Origin of the sequence: Rubidibacter lacunae KORDI 51-2 (genome assembly GCF_000473895.1) — a bacterium.
Classification (GTDB): Bacteria; Cyanobacteriota; Cyanobacteriia; order Cyanobacteriales; family Rubidibacteraceae; genus Rubidibacter; species Rubidibacter lacunae.
Map to the genome: position 1 here is coordinate 133,215 of NZ_ASSJ01000017.1, position 24,514 is coordinate 157,728.

At 57.6% G+C, this 24,514-nt stretch carries 24 protein-coding genes; 9 read left to right on the plus strand and 15 right to left on the minus strand.

Annotated features, from left to right (window positions below; genetic code table 11):
• Positions 1-31: 31 nt before the first annotated feature.
• The 12 genes from KR51_RS03815 to KR51_RS03860 form a co-directional block, all read right to left on the minus strand.
• Positions 32-700: a PD-(D/E)XK nuclease family protein gene (locus KR51_RS03815; protein WP_022605002.1), complete on the minus strand. Its 669-nt coding sequence runs from the start codon at positions 698-700 to the stop codon at positions 32-34.
• 67 nt (positions 701-767) lie between these two features.
• On the minus strand, positions 768-1,556 hold the full coding sequence (locus KR51_RS03820) for an RNA methyltransferase (RefSeq protein ID WP_022605004.1): 789 nt from the start codon (positions 1,554-1,556) through the stop codon (positions 768-770).
• A gap of 157 nt (positions 1,557-1,713) precedes the next feature.
• Positions 1,714-2,568 (minus strand): universal stress protein, encoded by an 855-nt coding sequence (locus tag KR51_RS03825; protein ID WP_022605006.1) that lies wholly within the window; start codon positions 2,566-2,568, stop codon positions 1,714-1,716.
• A gap of 77 nt (positions 2,569-2,645) precedes the next feature.
• Positions 2,646-3,260, minus strand: coding sequence for a DUF3318 domain-containing protein (locus KR51_RS03830; RefSeq protein ID WP_022605007.1), 615 nt, complete (start codon positions 3,258-3,260; stop codon positions 2,646-2,648).
• A 248-nt stretch (positions 3,261-3,508) separates the two neighbouring features.
• Positions 3,509-3,697, minus strand: coding sequence for a hypothetical protein (locus KR51_RS19205; RefSeq protein WP_156914960.1), 189 nt, complete (start codon positions 3,695-3,697; stop codon positions 3,509-3,511).
• A gap of 24 nt (positions 3,698-3,721) precedes the next feature.
• Positions 3,722-4,042, minus strand: coding sequence for a hypothetical protein (locus KR51_RS03835; RefSeq protein WP_156914961.1), 321 nt, complete (start codon positions 4,040-4,042; stop codon positions 3,722-3,724).
• A gap of 25 nt (positions 4,043-4,067) precedes the next feature.
• Positions 4,068-4,211, minus strand: coding sequence for a hypothetical protein (locus KR51_RS19210; RefSeq protein WP_156914962.1), 144 nt, complete (start codon positions 4,209-4,211; stop codon positions 4,068-4,070).
• Positions 4,212-4,559: 348 nt separating this feature from the next.
• Entirely contained in the window at positions 4,560-4,856 is a 297-nt protein-coding gene (locus KR51_RS03840) for a DUF2103 domain-containing protein (protein WP_040655080.1), read from the minus strand.
• Between the two features lie 4 nt (positions 4,857-4,860).
• Positions 4,861-5,181, minus strand: a complete 321-nt coding sequence (gene clpS / locus KR51_RS03845) for an ATP-dependent Clp protease adapter ClpS (RefSeq protein WP_022605009.1) — start codon at positions 5,179-5,181, stop codon at positions 4,861-4,863.
• 217 nt (positions 5,182-5,398) lie between these two features.
• Entirely contained in the window at positions 5,399-6,580 is a 1,182-nt protein-coding gene (locus KR51_RS03850) for an aldo/keto reductase (RefSeq protein ID WP_022605010.1), read from the minus strand.
• A 152-nt stretch (positions 6,581-6,732) separates the two neighbouring features.
• A complete protein-coding gene (gene rpiA / locus KR51_RS03855; protein WP_022605011.1) occupies positions 6,733-7,443 on the minus strand; it encodes a ribose-5-phosphate isomerase RpiA in 711 nt (236 codons plus the stop codon).
• A gap of 357 nt (positions 7,444-7,800) precedes the next feature.
• The gene (locus KR51_RS03860) at positions 7,801-8,265 is read right to left on the minus strand and encodes an RNA recognition motif domain-containing protein (protein WP_022605012.1); all 465 of its coding nucleotides are present in this window, start codon (positions 8,263-8,265) and stop codon (positions 7,801-7,803) included.
• Positions 8,266-8,910: 645 nt separating this feature from the next.
• Here KR51_RS03860 and KR51_RS03865 point away from each other — a divergent pair.
• The 4 genes from KR51_RS03865 (at position 8,911) to KR51_RS03880 (ending at position 12,969) form a co-directional block, all read left to right on the plus strand.
• Positions 8,911-9,081, plus strand: coding sequence for an NblA/ycf18 family protein (locus KR51_RS03865; RefSeq protein WP_022605013.1), 171 nt, complete (start codon positions 8,911-8,913; stop codon positions 9,079-9,081).
• Between the two features lie 407 nt (positions 9,082-9,488).
• The gene (locus tag KR51_RS03870) at positions 9,489-9,890 is read left to right on the plus strand and encodes a hypothetical protein (protein ID WP_022605014.1); all 402 of its coding nucleotides are present in this window, start codon (positions 9,489-9,491) and stop codon (positions 9,888-9,890) included.
• A 171-nt stretch (positions 9,891-10,061) separates the two neighbouring features.
• Positions 10,062-11,447: a magnesium transporter gene (mgtE, locus tag KR51_RS03875; protein WP_040655045.1), complete on the plus strand. Its 1,386-nt coding sequence runs from the start codon at positions 10,062-10,064 to the stop codon at positions 11,445-11,447.
• 82 nt (positions 11,448-11,529) lie between these two features.
• Positions 11,530-12,969: a WD40 repeat domain-containing protein gene (locus KR51_RS03880; protein WP_156914963.1), complete on the plus strand. Its 1,440-nt coding sequence runs from the start codon at positions 11,530-11,532 to the stop codon at positions 12,967-12,969.
• A 195-nt stretch (positions 12,970-13,164) separates the two neighbouring features.
• On the opposite strand, the gene KR51_RS03885 is transcribed toward KR51_RS03880, so the two are convergent.
• The 3 genes from KR51_RS03885 to KR51_RS03895 are packed head-to-tail and all read right to left on the minus strand — an operon-like array spanning position 13,165 to position 18,043.
• Positions 13,165-13,425 (minus strand): hypothetical protein, encoded by a 261-nt coding sequence (locus KR51_RS03885; protein ID WP_022605017.1) that lies wholly within the window; start codon positions 13,423-13,425, stop codon positions 13,165-13,167.
• A 33-nt stretch (positions 13,426-13,458) separates the two neighbouring features.
• Positions 13,459-16,740: an efflux RND transporter permease subunit gene (locus KR51_RS03890; RefSeq protein ID WP_022605019.1), complete on the minus strand. Its 3,282-nt coding sequence runs from the start codon at positions 16,738-16,740 to the stop codon at positions 13,459-13,461.
• 10 nt (positions 16,741-16,750) lie between these two features.
• Positions 16,751-18,043 (minus strand): efflux RND transporter periplasmic adaptor subunit, encoded by a 1,293-nt coding sequence (locus KR51_RS03895; protein WP_022605021.1) that lies wholly within the window; start codon positions 18,041-18,043, stop codon positions 16,751-16,753.
• A 676-nt stretch (positions 18,044-18,719) separates the two neighbouring features.
• On the opposite strand from KR51_RS03895, the gene KR51_RS19215 reads away from it, so the two are divergent.
• The 5 genes from KR51_RS19215 to rfbD all read left to right on the plus strand — a co-directional run bounded on the left by KR51_RS19215 (position 18,720) and on the right by rfbD (position 23,592).
• Positions 18,720-18,878 carry a hypothetical protein gene (locus KR51_RS19215; protein WP_156914964.1) on the plus strand — a complete coding sequence of 53 codons (159 nt, stop codon included), beginning with the start codon at positions 18,720-18,722 and terminating at the stop codon, positions 18,876-18,878.
• Between the two features lie 27 nt (positions 18,879-18,905).
• Positions 18,906-20,588 (plus strand): 4-alpha-glucanotransferase, encoded by a 1,683-nt coding sequence (gene malQ / locus KR51_RS03900; protein ID WP_269634873.1) that lies wholly within the window; start codon positions 18,906-18,908, stop codon positions 20,586-20,588.
• Positions 20,589-20,758: 170 nt separating this feature from the next.
• A complete protein-coding gene (locus KR51_RS03905) occupies positions 20,759-21,916 on the plus strand; it encodes an extracellular solute-binding protein (RefSeq protein WP_022605025.1) in 1,158 nt (385 codons plus the stop codon).
• Between the two features lie 240 nt (positions 21,917-22,156).
• Positions 22,157-22,705, plus strand: a complete 549-nt coding sequence (gene rfbC, locus KR51_RS03915; RefSeq protein WP_022605029.1) for a dTDP-4-dehydrorhamnose 3,5-epimerase — start codon at positions 22,157-22,159, stop codon at positions 22,703-22,705.
• Positions 22,702-23,592 carry a dTDP-4-dehydrorhamnose reductase gene (gene rfbD, locus KR51_RS03920; protein WP_022605031.1) on the plus strand — a complete coding sequence of 297 codons (891 nt, stop codon included), beginning with the start codon at positions 22,702-22,704 and terminating at the stop codon, positions 23,590-23,592. The genes rfbC and rfbD overlap by 4 nt, the downstream gene beginning before the upstream one ends.
• The last annotated feature ends 922 nt before the right edge of the window (positions 23,593-24,514 follow it).

Below are 24,514 nucleotides of genomic sequence, written 5' to 3' on the forward strand. Positions count from 1 at the left end.
GACTGCATCTACGACCGAGCGCGACTCGGTATCACCGTTCTACGAGCTCCCAATACTGCTGCAAGCGCCGATCCCAGGCATCCCAATGTTGACCGAGGGCATCGGTATCGAACCAGAACAGTTCCGCCGGACGATCGGGCAATGCCACGGCAACCAGCGCGTGGTACACCTCCAACCCGTAGTCGCGGTAGATCTCGTTGGCAGCCACGCTATAGGCCGCAAGTTGCAACGGGGCATCGCGCAACCTTTCCACATTTCCGCGCGGCGTATCGGCTGTTTTCCACTCGCACACACAGGGTACGCCGTCGAAACTGGCGATGCAGTCCACGCGCCCGCCATAGCCGTAACCTGCGTGGGCGACGAAGCCTTCTACAAGCTGGACGCGATCGAGCTCGTCCAGGACGGATCGCACGCTTTCCCAGTAGGGCAGCACCGCATCCGAGCAATCCACCGATTGACCGAGTAGGTAGCGCTGAATTTGCTTGTGCGTGCCCGTACCGCGGCGGCTGGCTGTCGTGCTGATGCGCTGGGCTTCGGTTGCACCCACGCGCTGTCGCCACGCCCGCAGCGCCGCGCGATCGGCTTCGGGCTTGGTCGCGTTCAAAATCGTCGTCACGCTGGGAACACGATCGCCGCGATCGGTCACGAAATACGAGCGCCCGCCGCCGCGTACGAGTTTTGCCGAGAAATGCGGTAACACCTGCTCACCTGCCCAATTCTGTGCACGAGTCTAAGCCATATCCTCGCCCGAGCCCTCGCAGGCAGGGCTAGTCGGAGGATCTGTCGTCCGACGACTGCCGAGCAGCTTGCGCGATCGCCCAGGCTGTTTGACGCAGGACACCGCGCAACAACGCAACTTCTTCGGCCGTTGGCTGAGCGCGAGCGTAGAGGCGGCGAAATTTTTCCAGGCGCGCAGCGGCCGTGTGCGGGTAAAGGAAACCTATTTGCAAAAGAACTGCTTCGAGATGCTGGTAGTAGCCTTCCAAAGTAGCTAAATCTGCGGGGGGCTCAGTCGGCAAAGGTGTGGGGAGTGATGGGGCAGGCAGGTGAACATCGCCAGCAGCGGTCGCGCGCGCGCTCCGAGCGAGTTCGTAAGCACAGAGCGCAACAGCCGTTGCAAGGTTGAGCGATGGGTAATCTGGGTTAGTGGGAATGCCGACGCAGCGCTGGGCATAGTTCAACTCGGCGTTGCTCAACCCGCGATCCTCGGGTCCGAAAACCAGCGCCGCCGCAGCGATCGCCGGATCGAGCAGCCAAGGTAGAGCACTCTCAGGCGGTTCGAGGGCAATGGCGGCAGTGCGCGCGCGGGCAGTAGTGGCGATCGCGCGCTGACAGCCTTCGAGGGCAGCAGGCAAGTCGGGCACGCAGCGGGCAGCTTCTAGCACGTCGGCAGCATGCACGGCCATCTGTCGCGCCTCGTCGCCGAGAGGATCGCAGCGAGGTTCGACGATCGCTAAGTGCTGCAACCCGAAGTTCTTCATCGCCCGCGCGATCGCACCAACATTGCGCGCGCCAGCTGGCTCGACCAGAACGATGCGCACCTTAGACAGGGACATTCAAGCACCTCAAACTATCCACACGACTGCCGGGGCACATGCGACTGATAATGCTTTCGCACTGACCGATCGCACCGCCCTCTACTCTGAATACCTAACAAGCCGCCGACGGATAGCTGTTGTCGATCGGCCGAGAGCGACTGCGAGTAAGTCGGAGTTAGTTGCACGGGATGGCTAATAGCGGACAAGGCGAGCGGTGCAGAACTTGTTCGGTTGTACCCCCGCGGAGGGCGCCGAGGACGCCGTGGTGTCCGACCGTTGCCATCGCAATCGAGTCGAAGTTGCCCTCGCTTGCAACCCGCACGATCTCGTCTACCGGATCGCCCTTGCGGTGAATGCGCTCCCACTGACAGCCCTCGACTTCAGGCAGGTTCAGGTCTGGCATCTCGGCATCATCGCCCACGTGCAACACGCAAACTGTAATTGGCCTGTCCCGCATCAGCTCGTAGGCGCGCGCGGCACGCAAGAGTGCGGGCATCGGGTCGGGCTCGCGCGCCACCGGAACCAATATGCGGCGGAGCGTCACGTCCCCCGTTGCCAAGTTGACAAAGTCTTTGCCAGACTGCGGTACAAACAGCGCCATGGTATGGGTCTTGCGCGCCAACTCCTCGGCAAAGGAGTGGTGCAGCCAACGCGGCAGCCCCTTACGACCCTCCGTTGCCAACACGAGCGCATCAGTCGGATGGTCGTCCAAGAATTTCACCACTGCGTCCATCGCCTTGCTGCCACCTACATCGACCTTGCTGACGCGAATGCCCAACCGGTCGAATACATCTGTTCGCGAGCTGCCTTGCTCCAAATATCCCCAGCGCTCCAGCGTACCGCGAACGGACGGCGCATTGCGCCAGTCGGCATAGCGGCTGGTCTTAGCATGCAAGATAGTTAGCGCCGCCGCTCGGGCCAGGGAAATGGCCAGAGCATGGGCGAAGGCGCGAGCGCTGCTATCGGAAAAGTCGGTCGGGTGTGCGATTGACTGGATAAAGGGGGCAGTCGAACGGGTGAATTGACTCACGAAACCTTGCTCCTCCAATTCCTGACAAGATCGACTGGTCGTTGACTCGCTCGGACTCGGGCATGCCTACAGCACGCTCACAGCTCGTTGCGAACGCGATCGGGGACGCCCACGGGCGTACGATTGGCCAGCGATCGCAACTGTTGGCTGCGAATAAGTTCCACAAAGTTCTGACTCGATCGCCCTTCGAGTTCGGCGGCCGAGGCAATTGCGTTCAGCAAATGGTCGGCGGCAGCCACGGCACTGTAGCCGCGCCGTTGCGCCACTTGCAAAGCAGCTTCGTCAGCCCCAATCTGCAAGCGCGTACCGCGTGCCTCGCGCCAAATGCGGTTGACGGCGAGTGCGGTTACCCCAGCCGCCGCAGCGACTCCGACTGCATCGCCTTGTGTCAGTTCGGCAATGCTCGCGATCGCGCCAGCCAAGGCGATCCCTTGGTACAAGTCCGGCTTGAACCAGCGCACCTTCAGCAGCCAGCTGACTTCGCGCAACAGCAGCAAGTCGCGTTGAGGTTCCGGCAACTGCTGCCAGAGTGAGAAGTTGATTTGAATGCGGCGAGCGTCCCGGTTCCAAGGTCCGGGAAAAGGCACCTCAATGACTCGTGACTGCTGAGGCTTGGAGACGATCTTCGTCAACATCCGGCCTGAGGCAGGCATTAAGTCGAGCAAGCGGCGAATTTCGGTGTCGGGGTGCATCGCTCGGTCGGTCGTGCTTCCACTCAACATAGCTCAAATTATCATCTCGCGAAGATTTCGCGGATCGTGCCATCTAGGTAAAGTGCGCGACGCCGCTCGGCGCTCTGCTGGCGATCGCGGCCCGCACCCGCTGCCTACCGTTGCAGATTGTTAGCGCGGCAAGGGACGACCGTCGCACCGACCAAGATGAAATAGCCAAATCCGCGCTGCTGGTATTGCCCATCAATGGAGCGTGCGAGCCTCGCACTTCAAAGCATCCCATAGGTGGCGGCTGCTATGAAGGTAGCCGACAACCACCAGCCCAAATCCACACGATTGAGATACTCGACAAAACCCCTAGCAACAAACTGAAAGGTTTCCATAATCCAACGCAAACCTGCCAAGCACGCGCCCAGAAAAGCCCAAACTATTGCGGCTAGCGCCAAGCTTGCTACCACGCCCAGGTTGACATTGTCCTGACGCTAGTGGCGAACCGCTCCAATCACCCTGACGATCCCCACTGTCACCAGACTCATCGCGATCGCAGCTTGAGGCTCAAACCCCAACACGTAGCAGAGGATCGAAACGGCGAAATTCGCGACGTCGCCGATCGACCCGAGACTGATGTCCAAAATGGAGCGGTCGTCGATCGATCTGAGACTGACGTCGGCAGCTACGGCGAGGACGCAACCGAGAATGAGGGGCATCATGGGCATTGCCGCCTCGCGAGCGCGGCGGGCAGAATCGCAGCGGACGCGGTCGTAACTGCTGGCATGGCGGTTGCCATCAGTCCGCACTCCCAAACGCGAGGGTGACTTTCCCGCAAACTTAGTTGGCGGGGAATGCCTCCATCATCTTCTTCGGGTCGGGCAAGTTGAAGTTTTGCGTTAAGCCAACGAACTTCGTGCGATCGCGGCTGGCAAAGCGGCGGTTGCAATTTGGGAATTGCAACCCGGCAACAACGCTTGACACGAAAAAACCACGCTGCCCATAGCGAGTGCCATCAATAGCAGTTGAGGGGCTGGTCCGGACACATCAAGCCTGAAATGAAGGTGCATCGAGACTTCCACCCCGAGAATTGTCCGGATGCTCTCTTCCATTGCCGTAGAACAAACTTGCCCGGCACTCCTGCAATTTAGAGCACTCCCAAAAATGGCTGCAGCTGAACGCACGAGCGGATCGGACAGCTCGACTAAGCTTGCTCGGGTGCACCGCGCCCCGATCGATTCCTCGACCTCCCAATCTACGTGCGACGGGATAGACGTGCGACGACTCCCAGCAAGCCACCGGTAACGCGACTTGCGAGAGTTGGTATTTGCATTAGCTGTCGAGCGATCGCGCCAACGCCGCTTCCAACGCTTGCTGGCTCAGCTCGGTAAGTACGAACACTTCCTGCACGGTTTTGCCACTGCGGGCAATGACTTTAAACCCGCCGCGGATCGGCACGGATACGCGCAACTGCAACTTAGGCACGCGTCCTTTCGAACGCCCGATAACACCCGGCGTTACCGTGCGCACTGCTGTCTCCCGCGCGAGCAATCGCTCCAGCACCGGAATAAGCCCTGACACGTGGGTGGAATGATTCCAGACTAGACGGCCGCGATCGCGATTGCCCATCATGCTAAGCAGCCTCGAGCGGGGCCATTGTCAACCCCTCGCGGCGCAGTTGCTGGTGATAAAGTTCGGCTGGCTCTTGCGGTCCGATCCAGACAACCGCTTGCCCTTCGAAATGTACCTGCTCGGTCAGGCTCCGAGCGCGGTCGGGCGTCATCCCGGGAATGTGCTTTTGCAAGCAGTTAGCAACGTGATCGAACGTGTTGAAGTCATCGTTCAACACGATGACTTTGAAGTTGGGATAGGGTTTGCGCGCGGTCTCGCGCTGGCGCTCGATCGTGGTGAGCGGTGAAGGGGTTGCCCGCACGCTGGAAATTGCGATCGCCATAGCGTCCTAGCTAAATCCACTCGATAGAACTTGATAGATATAGAACGGCGCTGATGCTACCGTCAACTGCTTCGCATCCAGCCTAAACGGAGCAATCACAGGCTGATTTCATTTTACCGGGGTCCGAACGCCTTCGAGGGTAGCGACTTTGCCAATCGCCGGCCACCCGGTCGCGGCAACTCTCGTCCCGGCACCTACGCTGGACTCAAGGCAGTTACTACTGCTGGGATAAACGCTTGACGGCCTTGCCGCCGAGTCGGCGGTGCGCGTCTGCTAACAGAGCCGGAATGCGGTCGGCATGCGGGCTATTCGTCAGGCAAGGGCGCAGGTCAAGCTGACCGACGCGTTCGGCACGCTGCCCGCGAAACCAGTGACCGCCATTCCCGAGCAAGTTATAGCGTGCCTCGGCAAACTCGTTCATATCGTAAGCAATCGCCAAGTTCCGCATCCATAAGATCGCGGGAATGTTAATGTTTCCGGGCGTTTGCTCCGGGGTCGGCAACCCTTCGTGCCACGTCTTCCACCAGGTTTCGCCGAGGGTATCGATCGCTACCTGCTCCAAGCGCTCTTCAATCGGCGGCAGCAGCTCGTCGGCCCGATCGAGCAATGCCAACACCTTCAGATGCTCGTCAAAGTCGCTCGGGCGCGCGGCACCCAATGACAGCGTATGGACTTGCGGGTGGCTGAGACAAAACAAATCGTTAAACGCCATCGGGCTCAGCGGACGGCATAGCTCCACGAGCTTCGGTGGTGGCGAGTACAGGCGACCGCCTTTATCTGAGGGGCTAATGATAAACACGCCCATGTCATGACGGCGGGCCGCTTCAATCGCGCGCCAGTTGTCCTGGAAAACGTAGTACCAGTGTAAGTTGACGTAGTCGAAACTATCGGTGGCGATCGCGTCGCAAATGACGTCAGTCGGTCCGTGGGTCGAAAACCCGACGAACCGAATCTTGCCCTGCTTTTGGAACTCGCGCACTACCTCCAGGCAACCGCCGGGTCGGACCGCGTGGTCGAGCAACTCCGGCGTGTTGATGCCGTGGATGCCCAACAGGTCGATATAATCCAGCTTCAAAAACGCCAGCGATCGCTTCAAGGTGCGCTCGAACTCCAGCGGGTCCACCTGCGGCGACACCTTGGTCTGCACGATGAGACGATCGCGATCGAGCTGCGGCAGCACCAGCCCCAGTTGCAGCTCCGAGCTGCCGTACCCGCGCGCGGTCTCTACGTGGTTGATGCCCACCTCAACCGCCCGTCGGATCGTAGCCTCTAAATTTTGCTGATTGGCTGCCGGCACGTCTGCCAGCGGCACATCTTGCCACTTGAACTGGTAGCGCATCCCCCCGCAGGAGAATACCGGCATCCGTAATTCTGTGCGACCGAAGCGGCGATAAAGCATCGGTGATATTCGTATGGCGCAGGGCTGGATTGCTGGCAACGGCAAGCGATGCGATCGCCCTACACCGAAAACGTGATAGCCACGCCCATCACCATAGCGAATGGTCGAGCCAGCATGCAGAGAAATTTTGACGATCGCAATCCTCGCTGCGATTAAAACTCGCGGACTCGAGGCTGCCCGTCGACGATCTCGCCGACGAGAACGATATCGGCAACGCCGACAAACAATCCGTTCTCCAACACGCCGGGGATGTTGTTGAGCGCGCGCTCTAGCTCGCCCGGATCGGCAATTTGGTCAAACTTGACATCCAGAACCAAGTTTCCTTGATCGGTAATGACCGGACCGGCTTTTTTTACGCCCATCCGCAACTCTGCCGTACCGCCCAGATTGGCGATCGCGCGCGTCACCGGAGCCAAGGCCATCGGAATAACTTCTACCGGCAGCAGAAACGACTCGCCGAGCCGGCTCACCAGCTTGCCACTATCTACAACGACAACAAAACTCTCCGCTGCCGCATCGACCACTTTCTCTCGAGTATGAGCTGCCCCACCGCCCTTGATCAAATTTTTCTGGGGATCGACTTCATCCGCTCCGTCGATTGCAACGTCAATGCGCTCGACTGCGTCTAATGTCGCCAACGGGATTCCGTACTGCTTGGCCAATACCTCTGCCTGAAACGACGTAGGAATGCCAACTACATCTTCGAGTTCGCCGCGCTTGAGGCGATCGCCGATAAACTGAACGGCATACGCTGTCGTCGAGCCCGTACCCAGCCCCACAATCGAATGAGACCGCACGCGATCGGCAGCTGCTTTGCCGACCTCCTGCTTCACGACCTTGACCGGATCGGCTGCCTGACTCATAAACTTCCTCTTTTTGGTGCGATTGCCTAGCAACGGAACCAACTCTACTACGAATTGCTTCCCGGTACTTTTGCACCATTGGCTGGGAACGATTTCGGAAAAAACGTGGAAAAGGAAATAACAAGAGCTCAAGCACACTCGCAGAGTGGAATCGGCGAGAAAGCATCTAAAGTAAGCATTACCTTAGGTGTTTTGCTCCCGGTTCACCTCGGAGGAAATCTTATTTACCAATCTCACAGGGTCAGTGCACCAAAAGCTCTTACTTATAAGGTACAACGATAAACCTAGCTGGATGCCAGCCGCATTTATTGCCCGCGAAAAAACTTTGGAACGACCCCTTGACTGGATGGCGAGCTCCTAAGAGTTGGTAGTTTGAGCGGCAAGCATTTCCTTGAGCTTGGCAAGTTCGCCTGCCCAACGCGGATCGGGTTGAACAGGACCCGCTTCCGTTACGACCTTTGCACCTCCCTTGCCTTGACCGCCGCGCGGCTTCTTACTGCTGCGCTTCTTGGGTGCGGCAACCGTCGATGTTTCCGCACTGTCGCCGTCGGTGGCATCTTCGGATTTACTGCTGCGCGGTTTTGCTCGCTCGATCTTAAGCGGGCTGTCCATAAACGTCTGACCGTTACATTTCTCGATCAACCGATCTGCTAGCTCATCAGTGGGAACGGTCACGAAAGCAAACCCGCGACACTTGCCGGTCTTGGGATCCTTCATGATTTTGACCGAGAGTCCCTCAATCTCCTCGCCGAATGTGGCTTGCAGCTCTTGACGCTCTACATCTTCTCGGGGCAAATTCCCCACATATAAGCGGATGGACATCAGATACTTACCTCCAGACGTTTACATGAATTGCCAACTTCGCAAAACCTTTCTACCGTAACATGCCGTTCATTAAGACATCAGCCGTAACGCACTCAAGCTGAATCGGGCATTACCACACGGCCCGCCGAACGATATATAGAAAACTCGCCAATACTATCCTTTAGTTGCAGCATCTACAAGCTGCCCCGCTCCCACCCTTCAGTCGTGGTAGCGGCTGCCTTACAACAAAGCGATAGCACTCCAAACTAGCTCGCTTAGAAAACGCGAGCAGCGCTACAACACACCTCAACCAACCTACCACGCCATCTACCCAGCAGCCAATGCTCTCTCACGCGATATCAGGTCCCAGCTGGCAATCGCTTGCAGTCACAATGGTGGCGGACATGCCTGGGTATAAATGCTCATGACGTGTTCGTGCTGAGCATTTTTAGTTCGATTGTCTTGGTTATACTGGCGCGCAACTCATGGTTTCGGTCGGTAGTTGCGATCGCGGGGTCTATCTCTTTTGAGAGTGGCTGTTTTGTAAGGGGTTTGTTATCAATTTTCACATTAACCCTCGCAAGGCAGCGTTGATGTCCGAGATTTCGACTGCTATCTCGTTCCACTCGTAGCGTTTACTACGCCAACACAGGAGGATCCACTATGGAGCTATCCCTCGAACAAAAGTTCTCTCTCCGCTCCTTCGAGTCGCAGGTTCAAAACATGAGCCGCGAGCAAGCCCAGGAGTTCTTGGTCAAGCTCTACGGACAGATGATGATGCGCGAGAACATGTATAAAGAGTTCCTGAAGCACGAATGGGGGTTGGAGAAGTAGCCCCATCAGAGTCTGACTCAGCGGCGACCTCTTTCTCTTGCTTGATTCGATCGGGAATGAAGCTTGGGATGGTGGCACCTCAGCCCTTTTAGTCTGTCGGCTAAGGCAGCGGCATCCAAATTTTTAAAAAACGGATATTTGATTTTGAAGTTTGATATCGGCATTAATATGCTGGGATTTACATATAAAGCTCTTATGCAGAGTTCATTCACGAATATCGCACGGATATATTTGACATCCTGATGAGGAACTGTACCCTATCCGTAAGCGATAAGCGCAGCCGAAATCCCTCTTACACATTTTGCCCAACTGTTTGCAGCCAGCCTCCCACAAACATCGAGTGAATTACAATTAATGCGATCGCCTAAACGGTTTCAGACATCGATGGGCTCATCAATTGAGGATCTATGGACTCCACATTCGAGAATGTTTTCCAGCTTGCCCAACGGGGGTTCCGGGTTGCAGTTGGTGCAGTTGCGACTTTCAGTGAAACGCTGCAGGATCCGCAGCAACGCTCGCGTTTGTTGTCACAGCTCAATGCGGAGCTGGGGCAGCGCGCACAGGAATGGGAAGGCAAGGGCGAATTCACCGAGCGCGAAGCCCGTCGCTTCGTAGAAAATCTGATGCAGCAGCAGTCTGGACCGGCTGCTCCTCCGACGTCAGAAGGGATGTCGAAGGGGCGTCCTGTTCCGACCCCAGCAACGCCGCTTGCAGGCGGGCTGAAGTCCGAACTGCAGATGATGACCGACGAGGTCGTAGCGCTGCGTGCAGAGCTGGAGAAGTTGCGCGCGGCCGACGATCGAGCGTAGTTGAGTGCCGGCAGGCGCTGGCAAGACCTTTCACCGGGTGAGCAGCGAACGACTCGTCTCAAGTGCCAGTGACGATATTCGATCGCTGGGAACAATGCCTACATATGCGGTGACGTCTACCCCGGCACCCTCTAGACTGTTTACAGCTACAGTCCCGGTGTCAGGTTTGCCTTGGATTCTTCGAAAACTGCTCAAACCCAATCGCGAAGCGAGCTGCGCGATATCGTGCGCGCCCAGTTGCAGGGTCTTCTCGATATCGGGGACTTGCAGGGCGCGAAATTGTTGCTCGTGCCCGTACAGCCGGTCGATATTGCCGAGGCAATTGAGGGACTGCCCGAATCCATGCAGGCGATTGCCTTTCGCCTGCTGAGTAAGGACGAAGCAATCGAGGTTTACGAGTATCTTGATTCGACCGTACAGCAATCTTTGCTGGAGGAGTTCAAGCGCCAAGATGCGATCGAGGTGGTGGAGCAGATGTCTCCAGACGATCGCGCGCGCCTGTTCGACGAACTGCCAGCTAAGGTGGTTCGTCGCTTACTAGCGCAAATGAGCCCGCCCGAGCGGCAGGCAACGGCATTGCTATTGGGATATCAAGAAGATACTGCCGGGCGTATTATGACGCCGGAGTACATCTCCTTGAAGGAAACCCTCACGGTTGAGCAGGCTTTGGAGCGCATTCGTTCTGAGGATAAAGCCTCTGAAATCGTTTATTACCTTTACGTCACCGATCCATCGCGCCGACTGACCGGAACCGTCTCATTGCGCGAGTTGGTTACCAGGGCGCCGGAAACCCCTCTGACAGAAATCGTCAATCGCGACACGATTTTCGTTCACACCGACACCGACCAAGAAGAAGTCGCCCGCCTGATTCAGCGCTACGATTTGCTGGCTATTCCGGTGGTCGATCGCGAAACGCGTTTGGTTGGGGTTGTCACCGTGGACGACGTCATCGACATACTCGAACGCGAAACCACCGAGGACATCTACACCCTCGGTGGCGTGCAGTCCGATCGCGACAATTATTTCCAAACTAGCCTAGTCACCGTGGCTCGGCGGCGGGTAGTGTGGCTGTTTGTACTCCTCTTGACCAACACCGTAACGGGAACGATCATTCGCTCCCAGGAGTCCGTTTTGCAACAGGTGGTAGCGCTTGCCGCATTTATTCCCTTGCTAACCGGTACGGGCGGTAACGTGGGCGCGCAGTCGTCCACGGTCGTGATTCGCGGCTTAAATACCGACGAGATTCGAGCGCTCGGTCCCCTGCAAGTGATTTTGCGGGAAGCGCGGGCGGGGTTGCTGCTCGGGTCTATTCTCGGAACGGTGGCCACCCTCTGGGCAGCCTGGCTGCAGGGCAGTTGGTTGGTCGCGATCGTCGTGGGGATTAGTTTAATTGCGATCTCGTTGTTAGCATCAGTGGCAGGATCCTCACTGCCGTTTCTATTCCGCCGGTTCGGACTCGATCCGGCGCTGATGTCGGCACCGTTCATCACAACAGCGGTCGACGTGTTAGGCGTCCTGATTTACTTCAATATTGCACGACGCATTCTCAGGTTGTGACCTTTCCAATCGGGGAGGATCCTGCATCATCGTTTGCATCTCCCCTAGCTCTCTTACACCTTTACTACTCCCTATCCTTGCCGTGTCCGGCCGACAGCGATTCATGAATGGGGAACTTGCCGAACTGGCGGCGATCGCGACCGCAACAGTAGGTGCTGTCAGCACGCTGTTTGTTGATGTGCAGATCGCCCCAGTTGCGTTGCTGCTCCTCGCGCTAGCGCTGTTTCTGGAGTTGGCAAACCGCCGGCGATCGGAGCAGCGATCGCGCCATCAGTCCGACCAAATAAGGCGGCAGCTTCAACAGCAGTCTCAGGCGATCGCGCTTCTGAACGATCGCTTGGCGGCAGCAACTGCTCCAGTTCCCCCTCGCATCGGCGACACGGACGCTCGCGTGGTGCGCGAGCAATTAACCGCGGTCGAGCAGTCGCTGTCGCAAGTGGTGCAATACCTCGATCGCTCCGCACTCCCCGGACGCGTCGAGCGGATTGAAGGCGAAATCGCACGCCTGCAGAATACTCGCATCGCTGTTTCTAGGGAACCCATGTCGACGCCGGATCCATCGCCACCTGCGGTTGCCTCACCGCCCATTGCCTGGACGCTCCGCCATACCCTCCCCGCCCACACCGATGTGGTGTCGGCGTTGGCGATCGCGCCCGGTCGCTTCGCCGTCAGCGTCAGTTGGGATCGAACGCTACAGGTTCGAGATCTAACCTCGGGAGCAATTATTGCCGAGCCGGTCACAAGCCCGCGCGGTTTTCGATCGGTGGCGGCCGGTCGCCTGCTGGCAACGGGCAGCTTCGACCGCGAAGTCGAACTCTGGCAGTGCGAAGGCGAGCTGCCGACTCTGGAAATTGCAGCAGCGCAAACATTAACCGGTCACCAGGGCTCGGTCCGGGCTCTGGCAGCGCTGCCGGATGGCATGTCGTTGTTCAGCGGTAGCTATGACGGCACGCTTAAGAGCTGGGATTGGGACGGGCGTCTGCTGGATAGTTGCGCCGATGCATCTGGGGTTATCCACGCCCTCGCCCTCGAACCCCACGGGCGTTGGTTGGCTAGCGGCGGCGGTGCCGGAACGTTGACGCTGTGGTCGCTCGACCCGCTAGCGCCGACTGGATACCTGCAAGGTAATTTGCATACGGTCGAGTCACTGGCTGTCAGCCCCGATGGCACGCTAGTTGCTGCAGGATGCATCGACGGAGCCGTTAGGATTTGGGCGGTGCCGACCGGCGATCGCCCCAACGCCAGCGAGCCGATTGCCACGCTGGGCGGACGCAACGGGCAGGTCATGGCTGTCGCATTTGTACCCGACGCGCCGTTTTTACTCGGCGGGGGTGTCGATGGTGCGATCTCGCTCTGGCACGTTCCCAGCTGGCAGCCCATCGCCGCTCTCAATGCCCAGGGCAATACAGGCAGCAAAGTTGCATCGGAAGGGATTGCGTCGTTTGCGATCGCCTCAGATGGGAATTACCTGGTAGCAGGGGGTGCGAACGGCACCCTGTGGATTTGGGAGCGATCGCGATAGGACTACCAATGTTCGCAAGCGCCTGGAACTATCTCGGCAAATGAGGGTGGCCCTGTCTTGGCAAATGAGTATGAACTGGAAGCCTTTCACTCTATAGGTTTGAATGATTGAGATGAAGCGTTGCGCCCCCAATGCCCTCGATTGTAAGAATGGCTCGCCCGGAGGTGCAAGCTCCAGTGCACATGCGATCTCAGGCTAATCTGGTTTGCCTTCCTCTTGGTTTCGCGCTCGAGCTCGTTCCTCTTCATCCTGCTGTTTCTTCATCTGTCGGAGAGCTTCCTGACTCATCCCAAACACGAACCCACCGGCTGCTCCGACGATCCCGTACACTCGCTGCAAGCGTTGATAAACTTGGCTTTTGTAAGGTGGAGTAGCGACCTTATAAAGGAATATCAGCAAGAAAAATCCGATGAGAGCTGTCATCAGGCCGGAGAAGAGGATCCGCTTGCTGTTCATGCTATTGCTCCGGGTTCGTGTGGATATCGGTTGCTACGCCGGGTTTTCGCCTTCCTCGTAGCGTTGGGGTGCGGTCGGTTCGCCGGGTGTTGGTGCCTCTGGGTGCTTGCTGGTATTGCCGTTGTCGAACGCAGTCACCGCCGAAGATTGCTTTGGATCGGTTGGCGGCTCGTCGTCGCCGGATTCATGGCCGTCGGACTTGCCAAGAACTGCTGCTTCGATCTTCTTAATGACTACATAAAGGACGGGCACGAGGAGTAAGCTCAACACCGTTGCTACGGCTAAGCCGCCGAACAAGGCATAGCCAATTGCCCAACGCGAGGCGGCACCCGCACCGCTGGCGATCAACAGGGGGAAGAAGCCGGCAAGCGAGGAGATTGCCGTCATAATGATGGGTCGAAATCGCGACCCGGCAGCTGTCTTAGCCGCTTCGATCAAATTGAGTCCTTCCTCGCGCTTCTGGTTGGCAAATTCGACGATTAGAATTGCGTTCTTACTTGCCAAGCCGATCAACATCACGAGCGCGACGTTCACATAAACGTCATTCACCAGCCCGCGCATCGACACGAACCAGAGCGCCCCAAGCAAAGCCAGCGGCACGGTAAGCAGGATGATCAGCGGATCGATGTAGCTCTCATACTGCGCTGAGAGCGTGAGGAACACCATGATGATTCCGAAGCCGAAGATCAACACGGCAAGGCCGCCAGCTGCTATTTCCTCTTTGGCAATGCCGATCCACTCGCTTTGAGTTCCGGGGATCGCGGCTTCAGCTTCGGCTTTATTCATGGCCGCGATCGACTGACCGCTACTCGACCCCCGTGCGGGCAGTGCTTGCAGTTTGATCGCGCGATAGCCGTTGTAGTGGGTAATAATCGGGGGTCCCGTGATCGGCGTGATAGTTGCGAATTCGCCGAATGGGATCATTTTCCCGTCGCGCGATCGCACGTTAAGGTCTTTGAGGTCTTCAGGCGTGTTGCGATAATCTCCGACTGCTTGGATGTAGACCTTGTAAGTACGAGCACCGAGCAAGAAGTCATTGGCATACGACGAGCCGATAGTAGCACCGATGGTGGACAAGGCCTGTTGGTAATCGACGTTGGCTGCTTGTAAGCGCGTGCGGTCCAGCTCGATCGAGAGTTGGGGCGTGCCAGCAGTAAATTGCGTCCGCGCCGACCCGATGACTGGGTCTGCATTCGCCGCCTTCAGCACACCAGCCGCACTTTCAAGCAAATCGTCAATGGTCAGACGACCGCCGCTACGATCCTGGAACTGCAGTTCTTGCTCTCCGGTAATGGAGAAACCTTGAATGACTGGAGGGTTGAATGCTGCAACGATCGCTTGCTGGTTTTGGGAGAAATGGCGGTTGAACTTAGCGATCACGCTATCTGCAGAGGACTCGGAGTCCTTGCGCTCGCTCCAGGGTTCAAATCGTGCAAAAAAGAGTCCCTGATTTGAACCCGCTCCTTCAAAGCTGAAACCACTTGCCGTAAAGGTCGAGCTCACCTCGGGTAGCTCGAGGAGGAAGTCATCAACTTCACCCAGCACCTCGTCGGTAGTTGCAAGCGGCACGCCGTCTGGAGCTTGGACGATACCGAGCAAGATGCCTTGATCCTCTAGGGGAACGAAACCCGTGGGCACGCTCACGAACATGTAGTAGGTGGTCGCTATCCCGATTCCGAAAACGATCATCACCAGGAAACGCACGCGGATCAAGAAATCGACGAACGATTTATAGCTGCTCTGCAGCCAAGCGAGGGCCCGGTTGAAGGGGGTGAATATCCTATCCATCAGTCCACCCTGTTGTTTCCGACGCAACAGGATTGCCGACATACTCGGGCTAAAGCTAATGGCGTTGAACGTGGAAACCAACACTGCGAACGCCAGAATGAGCGCGAATTGTTGGTACAAAGCACCCGTCGTCCCAGGGAAAAACGCAACGGGAATAAACACGGCCATCAACACCAAAGACGTCGAGATAACTGCCCCAGTCAGTTCGCCCATCGCTTCGACCGAGGCTTCCTTTGCGGTCATCCCAGTTTCCATCTTGGTAGTGACCGCCTCTACGATGACGATCGCGTCGTCCACCACCAAACCTGTTGCCAGGATCAAACCAAACAATGTCAAGCTGTTGAGCGAGAAGCCGAACGCAAAGGCAAAGCCCAGCGCGCCGATCAACGCCACCGGAATGGCTACTGCCGGAATCACCGTCGTCCGCCAATCCTGCAAAAAGACAAAGATTACCGCAATCACGAGCCCAATTGCCTGAAGGAGCGTGATGACGACTTCCTTGATCGAGACCTCGATGAAATCCGTGGTGTCATAAACGAGCTCGTCTCCAAGTCCTGGGGGGTAATTCGCCCGCAGCTCGTCCATCGTTTCTTCAAGGCGCCGTCCGAGATCGAGCGCGTTACTTCCCGGAGCCTGATAGATGGCAATTCCAATACCGGGAACGCCATTCACGTAGCCGTTAGAGGTATAGGATTCCGCTCCCAGTTCTGCATAGCCCACATCGCGCAGGCGCACGAGCGTGCCATCGTCTTCCGTCTTCAACACCAAGTCTTCGAACTCGGCAGCATCTGCGAAGCGACCGCGGACTCGTAAAGGGAACTCATAGGCTTGCCCCTCGGGAACGGGCTCGGCACCGATCGTTCCCGCGCCGATCACGATGTTCTGGGCCTGCACGGCTGCCGTGACGTCGGGAACCGTCAACCCGCGACTGGCGAGCGCATCGGGATCGACCCAGAGTCGCATCGCATTGAATTTGTCGCCGAAAATCCGCGTGTCGCCCACGCCGCGCACGCGCTTGAGGGGGTCGATGATGTTGGCGTCGATGTAGTTGCTGAGAAAGATCGCATCGTACCGTTCGTCCGGCGAATAAATTCCGTAAATCCGCAAGATGCTGGTCGAAGCAGATTCGACGGTCACCCCAAGGCGCTGCGTGGGCTCGGGCAGCGATGATAGGGATTGAGAAACGCGGTTTTGAACGTTGACTTGGTTGATATCTTTGTCGGTGTACGACGGGAAAAACACCTGAATGCTGCTGTTGCCCGAATAACTTTGGGAGGTCATGTAGTCCATATCTTGGACGCCACTGATCTCCCTTTCGACGATCGTCGTAACGGTATCTTCAACGGTGTTCGCGTCTGCACCGGTGTAAAGCGCATTGACCTGCACCTGAATCGGGGCAATGTCGGGCACGTAGTTGATCGGCAGTAGGGGGATACAGATACCGCCGATCAAAAGGATGACCAGCGTGGTGACCGTCGTCAGGACCGGTCGTTTGATGAAGTTACCCGCAATGGAAAAGACAGCCATAACTGGTTCCTTACGACTCCGTTTGCGACGCTGCTGGTGATTGGGTCTGCGATCCTGCTTCTTGAGCCGATGTTTCTTGAATGGGGGCGCCGTCTCGCAATCTGAGAATGTTGGAAACGGCAACGCGATCGCCGGCTTCCAAACCGCTCACGACTTGAAAAGAGTCGCCCTGAACGTCACCAAGTTCCACGAGCTTTTGGACGACAACGGGTTGCCCCTCCGCCTCTTCGGCGACGAATGCAAACGAGCGCCCGCTGATCCTTGTGATGGCAATGGTCGGAACGAGCAAGCCGGGTCCGGTTTCCCAAATGATCCGCGCCTGAACGTATTGTCCGTCGCGTAGTTTGCCATCGGTGCCGGGAAAGAAGCGGGCTTTGGTCAGGATGAGCTGGGAATCGCTGTTTACAGTGGGAGCAATGAAATTAATAATCCCTTCACCGATCTGCTTGTTCGAAGCTGGGTCGTACAGTTCCACGATCAGCCCTTCGCGCAGCTGACCCGAACGGTTGGAGGGCACCTGAATGCGGAGGTCGAGGGCGCGGTTTTCGGCAACCGTGACTACGGCATCCCCAACGTTCAGAAAGTCGCCGACTTTAACGAGGATGTCGTCGAGGATGCCAGAAATCGGAGCGGTGACCGTTTTAAACCCTAAGGTGATGCGCTGGGTTTCCACATCGGCTTCAGCACGCCGTACGCCGGCCTCGGCTTGAGCGATCTGAGCTCTGGCAGCCTCTACGCGATCGGCGGCGGCGGCGAGAGAGTTGGTAGCCTCGTCGAGTTCCTGACTGGCTTGGTCGTAGCGAATCTCCCCGATCGCGCCTTGCTCGACGAGGAATTCGGCGCGCGCGAAATTAACTTCCTTGAGCTCGAGATTTGACGCGGCAGTCGCGAGCTCGGCTTCGGAAACGCGCAACTCCTGACGGGCCGTATCGAGCACGGCTTCGGCACTGGCACGTTGAGCGATCGCTGCATCGAGCTGCGTGGCAGTTTGATCGGGCTCGATTTCCAAGAGCACCGTTCCCGGCTGAACGGATTGCCCATCTTGGACCGTGACTTTGACAATGCGACCTTGAATCTCGGACCTAACAACGGCAAGCTCGGTGGCTTCAAGGTTGCCGACGAAACGCGAGCTCGTTTCAATGGTGCCGGAAGAGACCGCCGCTAACGTGACCCTAACCGGAGGCGGGGCGCTAGCCTTAGGCTCGCTGCTACAAGCGGCACTCAGGACAATAGCGGACAAGGCTGCCCCGATCGCAAACGGACGCAGCGACAGACGGAGAACGGTGCGGCGAACTGAGTTCATGGCTGACAGCTCGATCGAAGCTGTGGCAAACACAGGTAATAGATGTCGATCGCAACTCATTTCAGCGTCAGGATAGTGCGATCGCCTATATGGTACATGACTCTTTTAGTCTAGTGGGCATCTGTAAAAATAAGGATTCAGCCGCGAGCCTAGCCAGTATCAACGGCAACATTTCCAAGTAAATAACTGCTTGGGGAGTGTCAAGTTATTTTTATATGTAAGTGAATCTCAGTTGGTGAAGAATCTGAGATACTCGATGGCAAATCGCGCTAGCGCCGACTTCCTTTATACCAACGGCATCGTCTAGTTCTCGGCAATTTTCGCCAGCCCTAGGTAGAGCATCTTAAAGACCGCTTTTTCTGAAAAAAGCGACCCCTTGGTCTTCAATATCTTCCCCAATAATTACTTCGGCAATTCAATCGTGTTGGTCGTGTCAATCACTCGCCGGATTTCCTGCGGGAAATTGAAGTAGGGGATAACTTGCTCCTAGTGTCGAAACCCGATCGCGCTGATGGTTGGGTAGGTGGCTTCCGATTGCTAGGCAAATTCCGCTCGCGCATCCTCGGCGATAGACTGAAGTCTATTCATACGTTTCAGAGCTCCTGTCCGTTTTATGCCCCCGTCAAAGGGTCGCTCCTTCAATATCAGCATTCCCGAGGCCTTGTAGAAGGTCGTATTGCGACTTCAACCCGATCGGGGACCCTCAGATATCGACCGGAACACGATCGCGTTTGCCGTCCTGCTTGTCAACGACGACTCGGTAGCCGATCGGAATTGGCGCAACGCGGTCATTCCAATTAACGACGAGCTAACGGGTGATTCCACCGCTCGGTAGCTGTCCGCGTGCGACCGTTACTTTGCCTTGCCACTTCGGAAATGGACGCCATCTCTCCGCGATCGGGACGCGGTAACGGGCGTGCGGGCTCGGAAAATCGTGTTTCAATGGGCAGGAGACCCGACCTGCGACACCCGAGAGGCACCTGAAAACATGCATTTGCAGCGCGCGAGCGGTATCCTGCTTCATCCGACTTCCCTCCCCAGCCGTTACGGAATCGGCGACCTCGGTCCAGAAGCCTATCGCTTTGTCGATTTCCTTGCCGGGAGCGGTCAGCAGCTATGGCAGGTCCTGCCGTTAGGTCCCACGGGTTATGGAAATTCGCCGTATCTGTCGTATTCGGCGCTAGCGGGCAATCCGTTGTTGATCAGTCCCGATATCCTGCGCCAAGAGGGCTTGCTTGAAGACAAGGATCTCGAAGGCATCCCCGACTTCCCCAGCGATCGCGTAGACTTCGATCGCGTCTATCAAACCAAGTTTCCGCTCTTCCACCGGGCGTTTCAAGCGTTCAAGACGGCTGAAAAAGCAACCGTGCATGCCGGCGAGAACGATAACGATGGCGATAACGAAGGCGAAGACGATACCTACCAGGTCTTTTGCGATCGCCACGCGCATTGGCTCGACGACTTTGCCTTATTCATGGCGATTAAAGATGCCTACGGCGGCAAAGGCTGGCATCGATGGGACGAGGCGATCGCTCGGCGCGAGCCAGAAGCCCTTGCGGATTGGCGCGGGCGGCTGTCGGAAGAGGTGGGCTTCCACAAATACCTACAGTTCGAGTTCTATCGGCAGTGGCAGAACCTCAAGACCTACGCCAACGAGCGCAGCATCTACATCCTCGGCGACATCCCGATTTACGTCGCCCACGACAGCATGGCCGTCTGGGCACACCAGGATATCTTCCACCTCGACGAGGAAACCCTCGAACCCGCGCTGATGGCTGGCGTCCCGCCCGATTACTTCAGCAAAACGGGCCAGCTCTGGGGCAATCCGGTCTACAACTGGGAGCAAATTCAACTCAATCACTTCAAGTGGTGGCTCAGCCGGTTTGAAGGCACTCTCGATTACGTCGATATCATCCGTATCGATCACTTCCGCGGCTTTGAAGCCTTCTGGGCAGTGGAGAAAGGCGAGCCCGACGCGCGGAACGGACGCTGGATCGAAGCACCGGGGGAAGAGTTCTTCACGCTACTGAACGAACAGCTCGGCGACTTGCCGATTGTGGCGGAAGACTTGGGCATCATCACACCCGAGGTAGAAGCCCTGCGCGATCGCTTCAGCTTCCCGGGTATGAAGATCTTGCACTTTGCCTTCGGCTCGGACCCGGGCAATCCGTATTTGCCGTTTAATTACAACAACCGTAACTGCATCGTTTACACGGGCACTCACGACAACGACACGACTATCGGCTGGTTCTCGCAGCTGAGCGATTGGGAGCGCGGTCGCGTCGAAGCGCATCTCGGCTGCATTGTTCCTGAAGGCATTCAGTGGAGCTTGATCCGGATGGCGTTGAGTTCGGTGGCGGATTTGGCGATCGTGCCGCTACAGGACGTACTCGGGCTGGGTAGTGATGCGCGCATGAACACGCCTAGTTGCCCGGAAGGGAACTGGTACTGGCGTTACGCCGAAGCCGACCTCACCGACGAGCTACGCGATCGCCTCCGCGATCTGACCGTCATGTTCGGTCGCGCGCCCGCTCATTGGGACTAACTGGCTCGCCGGTAAACGCGGTGGAGCTGCGCTAGATTCGGGGTCGGGGCTTAAAATCGGGTGGCGCTCGCACTCCCGGTCTAACTGGCTCGTGCGATCGCTGCCCCATCTGACACCATCGGTCTAGCTTGCTCGTCCTCCTTTCGCCGACCTCGGCGCGCCCAACAGCCATGCCCACTCGCCGCCAACTACTGACCGGAATGAGCGCGCTCGCGATCGCCCAACTTGCGGGGTGTGGCTGGCGCGGTGCGGATCTGCGCGTGCGTTTGCTGCAGGGATCGTTACCCCCGCAGCTGGTCGGAGCGTTCCGAAGAGAGTTTGGCGATCGCCTCGATGCCAAAATCCGCCCCGTCAGGCAGTTGAAGGAGATTGCCGATCGCCTCGAACTATTGCACGACCCGAGCAAGCGATCGCTACTGCAGGGCTTGTTGGCTTTCGGACAATCGCCCGTTCCCGCCGACTTGGCAACCCTCGGCGACTTCTGGTTGACCGAAGCGATCGCCGATGGACTGCTGCAGCCTCTAGAGGTGGAGTCGATTCCCGGCTGGGAGCGCGTCCCGGAACCATGGCAGGCAGCCGTGCGGCGCGACAAAATCGGCCGGTTTGCGGCAGATGGCAACTTTTGGGGCGCGCCCTACCGCTGGGGCTGCACCGCGATCGCCTACCGCAGCGACCTGTTTGCCGACAACGATCTCGAGCCGCCACAAGATTGGTCCGACCTCTGGCGGCCGGAGCTGCGCGATCGCTTTTCGCTGCTGAACCACCCGCGCGAAGTCATCGGGCTGACCCTGAAGAAACTCGGGCGATCCTACAACACCCCAGATCTCGCAAGCGTCCCCGAGCTTCAGACTGAGCTAGACGCCTTGCAGGAGCAAGTTAAGTTCTACAGCTCAGACAATTACCTGCAGCCGCTGATGCTCGGACATACTTGGCTGGCCGTCGGGTGGTCGGCAGATTTCCTCGCGCTGCGATCGCGCTACCCGGCCCTCAAAACCATCATGCCGCGTTCGGGAACGGCATTGTGGACCGAAACTTGGGTGCAACCGCGATCGGCACGGACTGAACCCACCAAGCTGAGAGAGGAGTGGCTCGGATTTTGGTGGCGGCCGGACATTGCCGCACGCCTTACTGAACTGAGTGATGCAGCTTCGCCGGTATTGCTCGCGCTCGATCCAGAGGTGATTCCCCCGACGGTACGTGGGGAATCGGTCCTCTACCCCAATACCGGCGTGCTGGATGCCTGCGAATTTTTGTCGCCGCTGACGCTTTCCGCGCGGCAGCAGTATCTGAGCCAATGGCGGCAGTTGCGCGAGCGTCGTCGTGCTTGACGCTGCGACCGCCTCATCTTAATGGTTGTAGGGGTTGACCGCATGCTCTTGCCAACAGCTTCCGACTTGACAAGCGGCTTGCTGCTGGTTAAGGGTGCGATCTCAGCTCCGCGTAATTACTTGCCGTACCTGAATCTTCAGATGAGGATGCTGCAGGAATTGCTGTCATCGGACTCGGATAGTATTCTGGCGGATTGGGTATGACCGGCGGTTTATCGCGATTTTGGTGGAGGTACGCGCGTGCAAGTAATCCCGACTGCAATTCCCGATGTGGTCGTGCTCGAACCGGAGGTGTATGGCGACGATCGCGGTTTCTTCAGCGAAAGCTATAACCGTAACGGTTTCAACGCGGCTATCGGACGCGAGGTAGAGTTCGTCCAGGACAATCACTCGCGATCGGCGCGCAACGTTCTGCGCGGACTGCACTATCAAATTCAGCAGGCACAAGGCAAGTTGGTGCGGGTAGTTACTGGAGACGTGCTGGATGTCGCCGTGGACTTGCGCCGGAGCTCGCCGACGTTTGGTCGGTGGGTTAGCTGCCGAGTGAGTGCGGACAACAAACGGCAGATGTGGGTACCGGAAGGCTTTGCGCACGGATTTTACGTGCTATCAGAATTTGCCGACTTTCTCTACAAAACCACGAACTACTATGCGCCGCAGCACGAACGCTCGCTGCTGTGGAACGACCCCGAGGTCGGCGTCGTGTGGTCCGAGGAACCGATTGCACCCGTGCTCTCGCGCAAAGATCGCGAAGGCAAGCCCCTGAGTGTAGCGGAGGTGTATCCGTGAGTGCCGACACCTATCCGACGAAAACGCTTTTGCTCGGTGCAGCCGGCCAGCTCGGTAGCGAGCTCGTGCCATTGTTATCCGCCCGCAGCGAAGTTGTGGCGGTGACGCGCGATCGCCTCGATCTATCTCAGCCAAAGCAGCTGCGCGGTTTGGTTGAAGACGTGCGCCCGGACGCGATCGTGAACGCGGCTGCATACACGGCGGTTGACAAAGCCGAGGCCGAGCCGGACCTTGCACGAGCAGTCAACGCCGATGCCCCGACTGCGCTAGCAGCCTACGCTCGGGATGCCGGTATTCCCTTGCTGCACGTATCCACCGATTACGTCTTCGACGGGAGTAAAGGTTCGCCCTATCGCGAAGACGACCCGACCGGACCGCTCGGCATTTACGGCGCAACCAAACTGGCCGGAGAGCGAGGCATCCGCGCGACCTGCGATCGCTACGGCATCGTGCGGACGGCATGGGTATACGGGTCGCGCGGCAAGAGCAATTTCGTCAAAACCATGCTTCGTCTTGGTAAGGACCGAGAGGAGCTGCGCGTGGTCTGCGACCAAATCGGTTCCCCGACGTGGACTGGCGACCTCGCTCGGGCGATCGCCGAGTTACTGCCCCATCTGAACGATCGCGATCGCGCCGGAATCTACCACTGCACCAACAGCGGTGTTGCGAGCTGGTACGATTTTGCCGTTGCCATTTTCGAGGAAGCGCGCGTCCTGGGTTTTCCACTGAAAATCGAAGGCGTGCGGGCGATCGCGACTCACGAATACCCTACCCCTGCCAAGCGTCCGGCCTATTCGGTGCTCGACGGGGAAAAACTGGCCGGGCTGCTGGGCGATCGCTTACCACACTGGCGCATCAGCTTGCGACAAATGCTACGGGAGTTTTAAAGATACCCAAGCTTCAACGGCACTGCTCACCAAAGGGGGAGATGAGTGCCAAGCCACATTTCATCAACATCTCAGCGATTGTGAACGGCCTCTCGGCTAAGCCCTCTTCATCGCCAACGTCACTCCCTTCTCCAGCAAAGGATGTACTCACACCCAGTTGTTCCCCAACTGCAACACCATCACACGGCGTCGAAGCCCTACTAATTTCTTCGCATCCAAATTCTGCTGCCGACGGTAGCCGCTGCATCGGTTCCGCAGACTTGTATTGCAGGCTTCTTATTTATGCCCATGCACTTCCTCTGCGCCAATGATAACCGTTTAAGGATGCTTGGTTTAGTACCATACTCGTCGCGGTCGCCCATGGGACCACTGAACCTAGCCTGCCACTGCCAGCCCCTCGCGCCACACCTGCCGATCACGACTCCAGGATACTGAGCTCGCGAAAGCCATTGGTGGGTGACTGACCCGAGACTCTGGCGTAGCGGCGCTCCCCATCGGCGCAATGTAGCACGCAGACCCCCGGAGACGCCCAGTCCCAAAACTCACCCATAGCCCGAGCGAAACACTGTGCTTTGCACAGCCCCATCCAACTGCCAATCAAGATGCGGCTTTTGCGCTCCTGTCAACTTGACGCCCGCCCTGGACTTGGCTAGCCCTGATGCCAAATTGAAAAAAGGGAGTAACGGATGCCATCGGTAGAAACAGCGACCCGAGGAAACTAAACGCTCACGGAATATGACTTCATTCTCGGCGCCCTATCTATCATGCATATTCTTTGATTTGGTATGACTTTTTCCATTGTCTTTTGGTGAGCAAAATTAGCAGGTTTTCGGGGTGCTCGAAGGCCTTATTATCCCATTGTCAAATCTCAATAGCTTCGGCTTGTTGAGAATCGCTACAAGAACTAAAGCCCTTGCTGCCC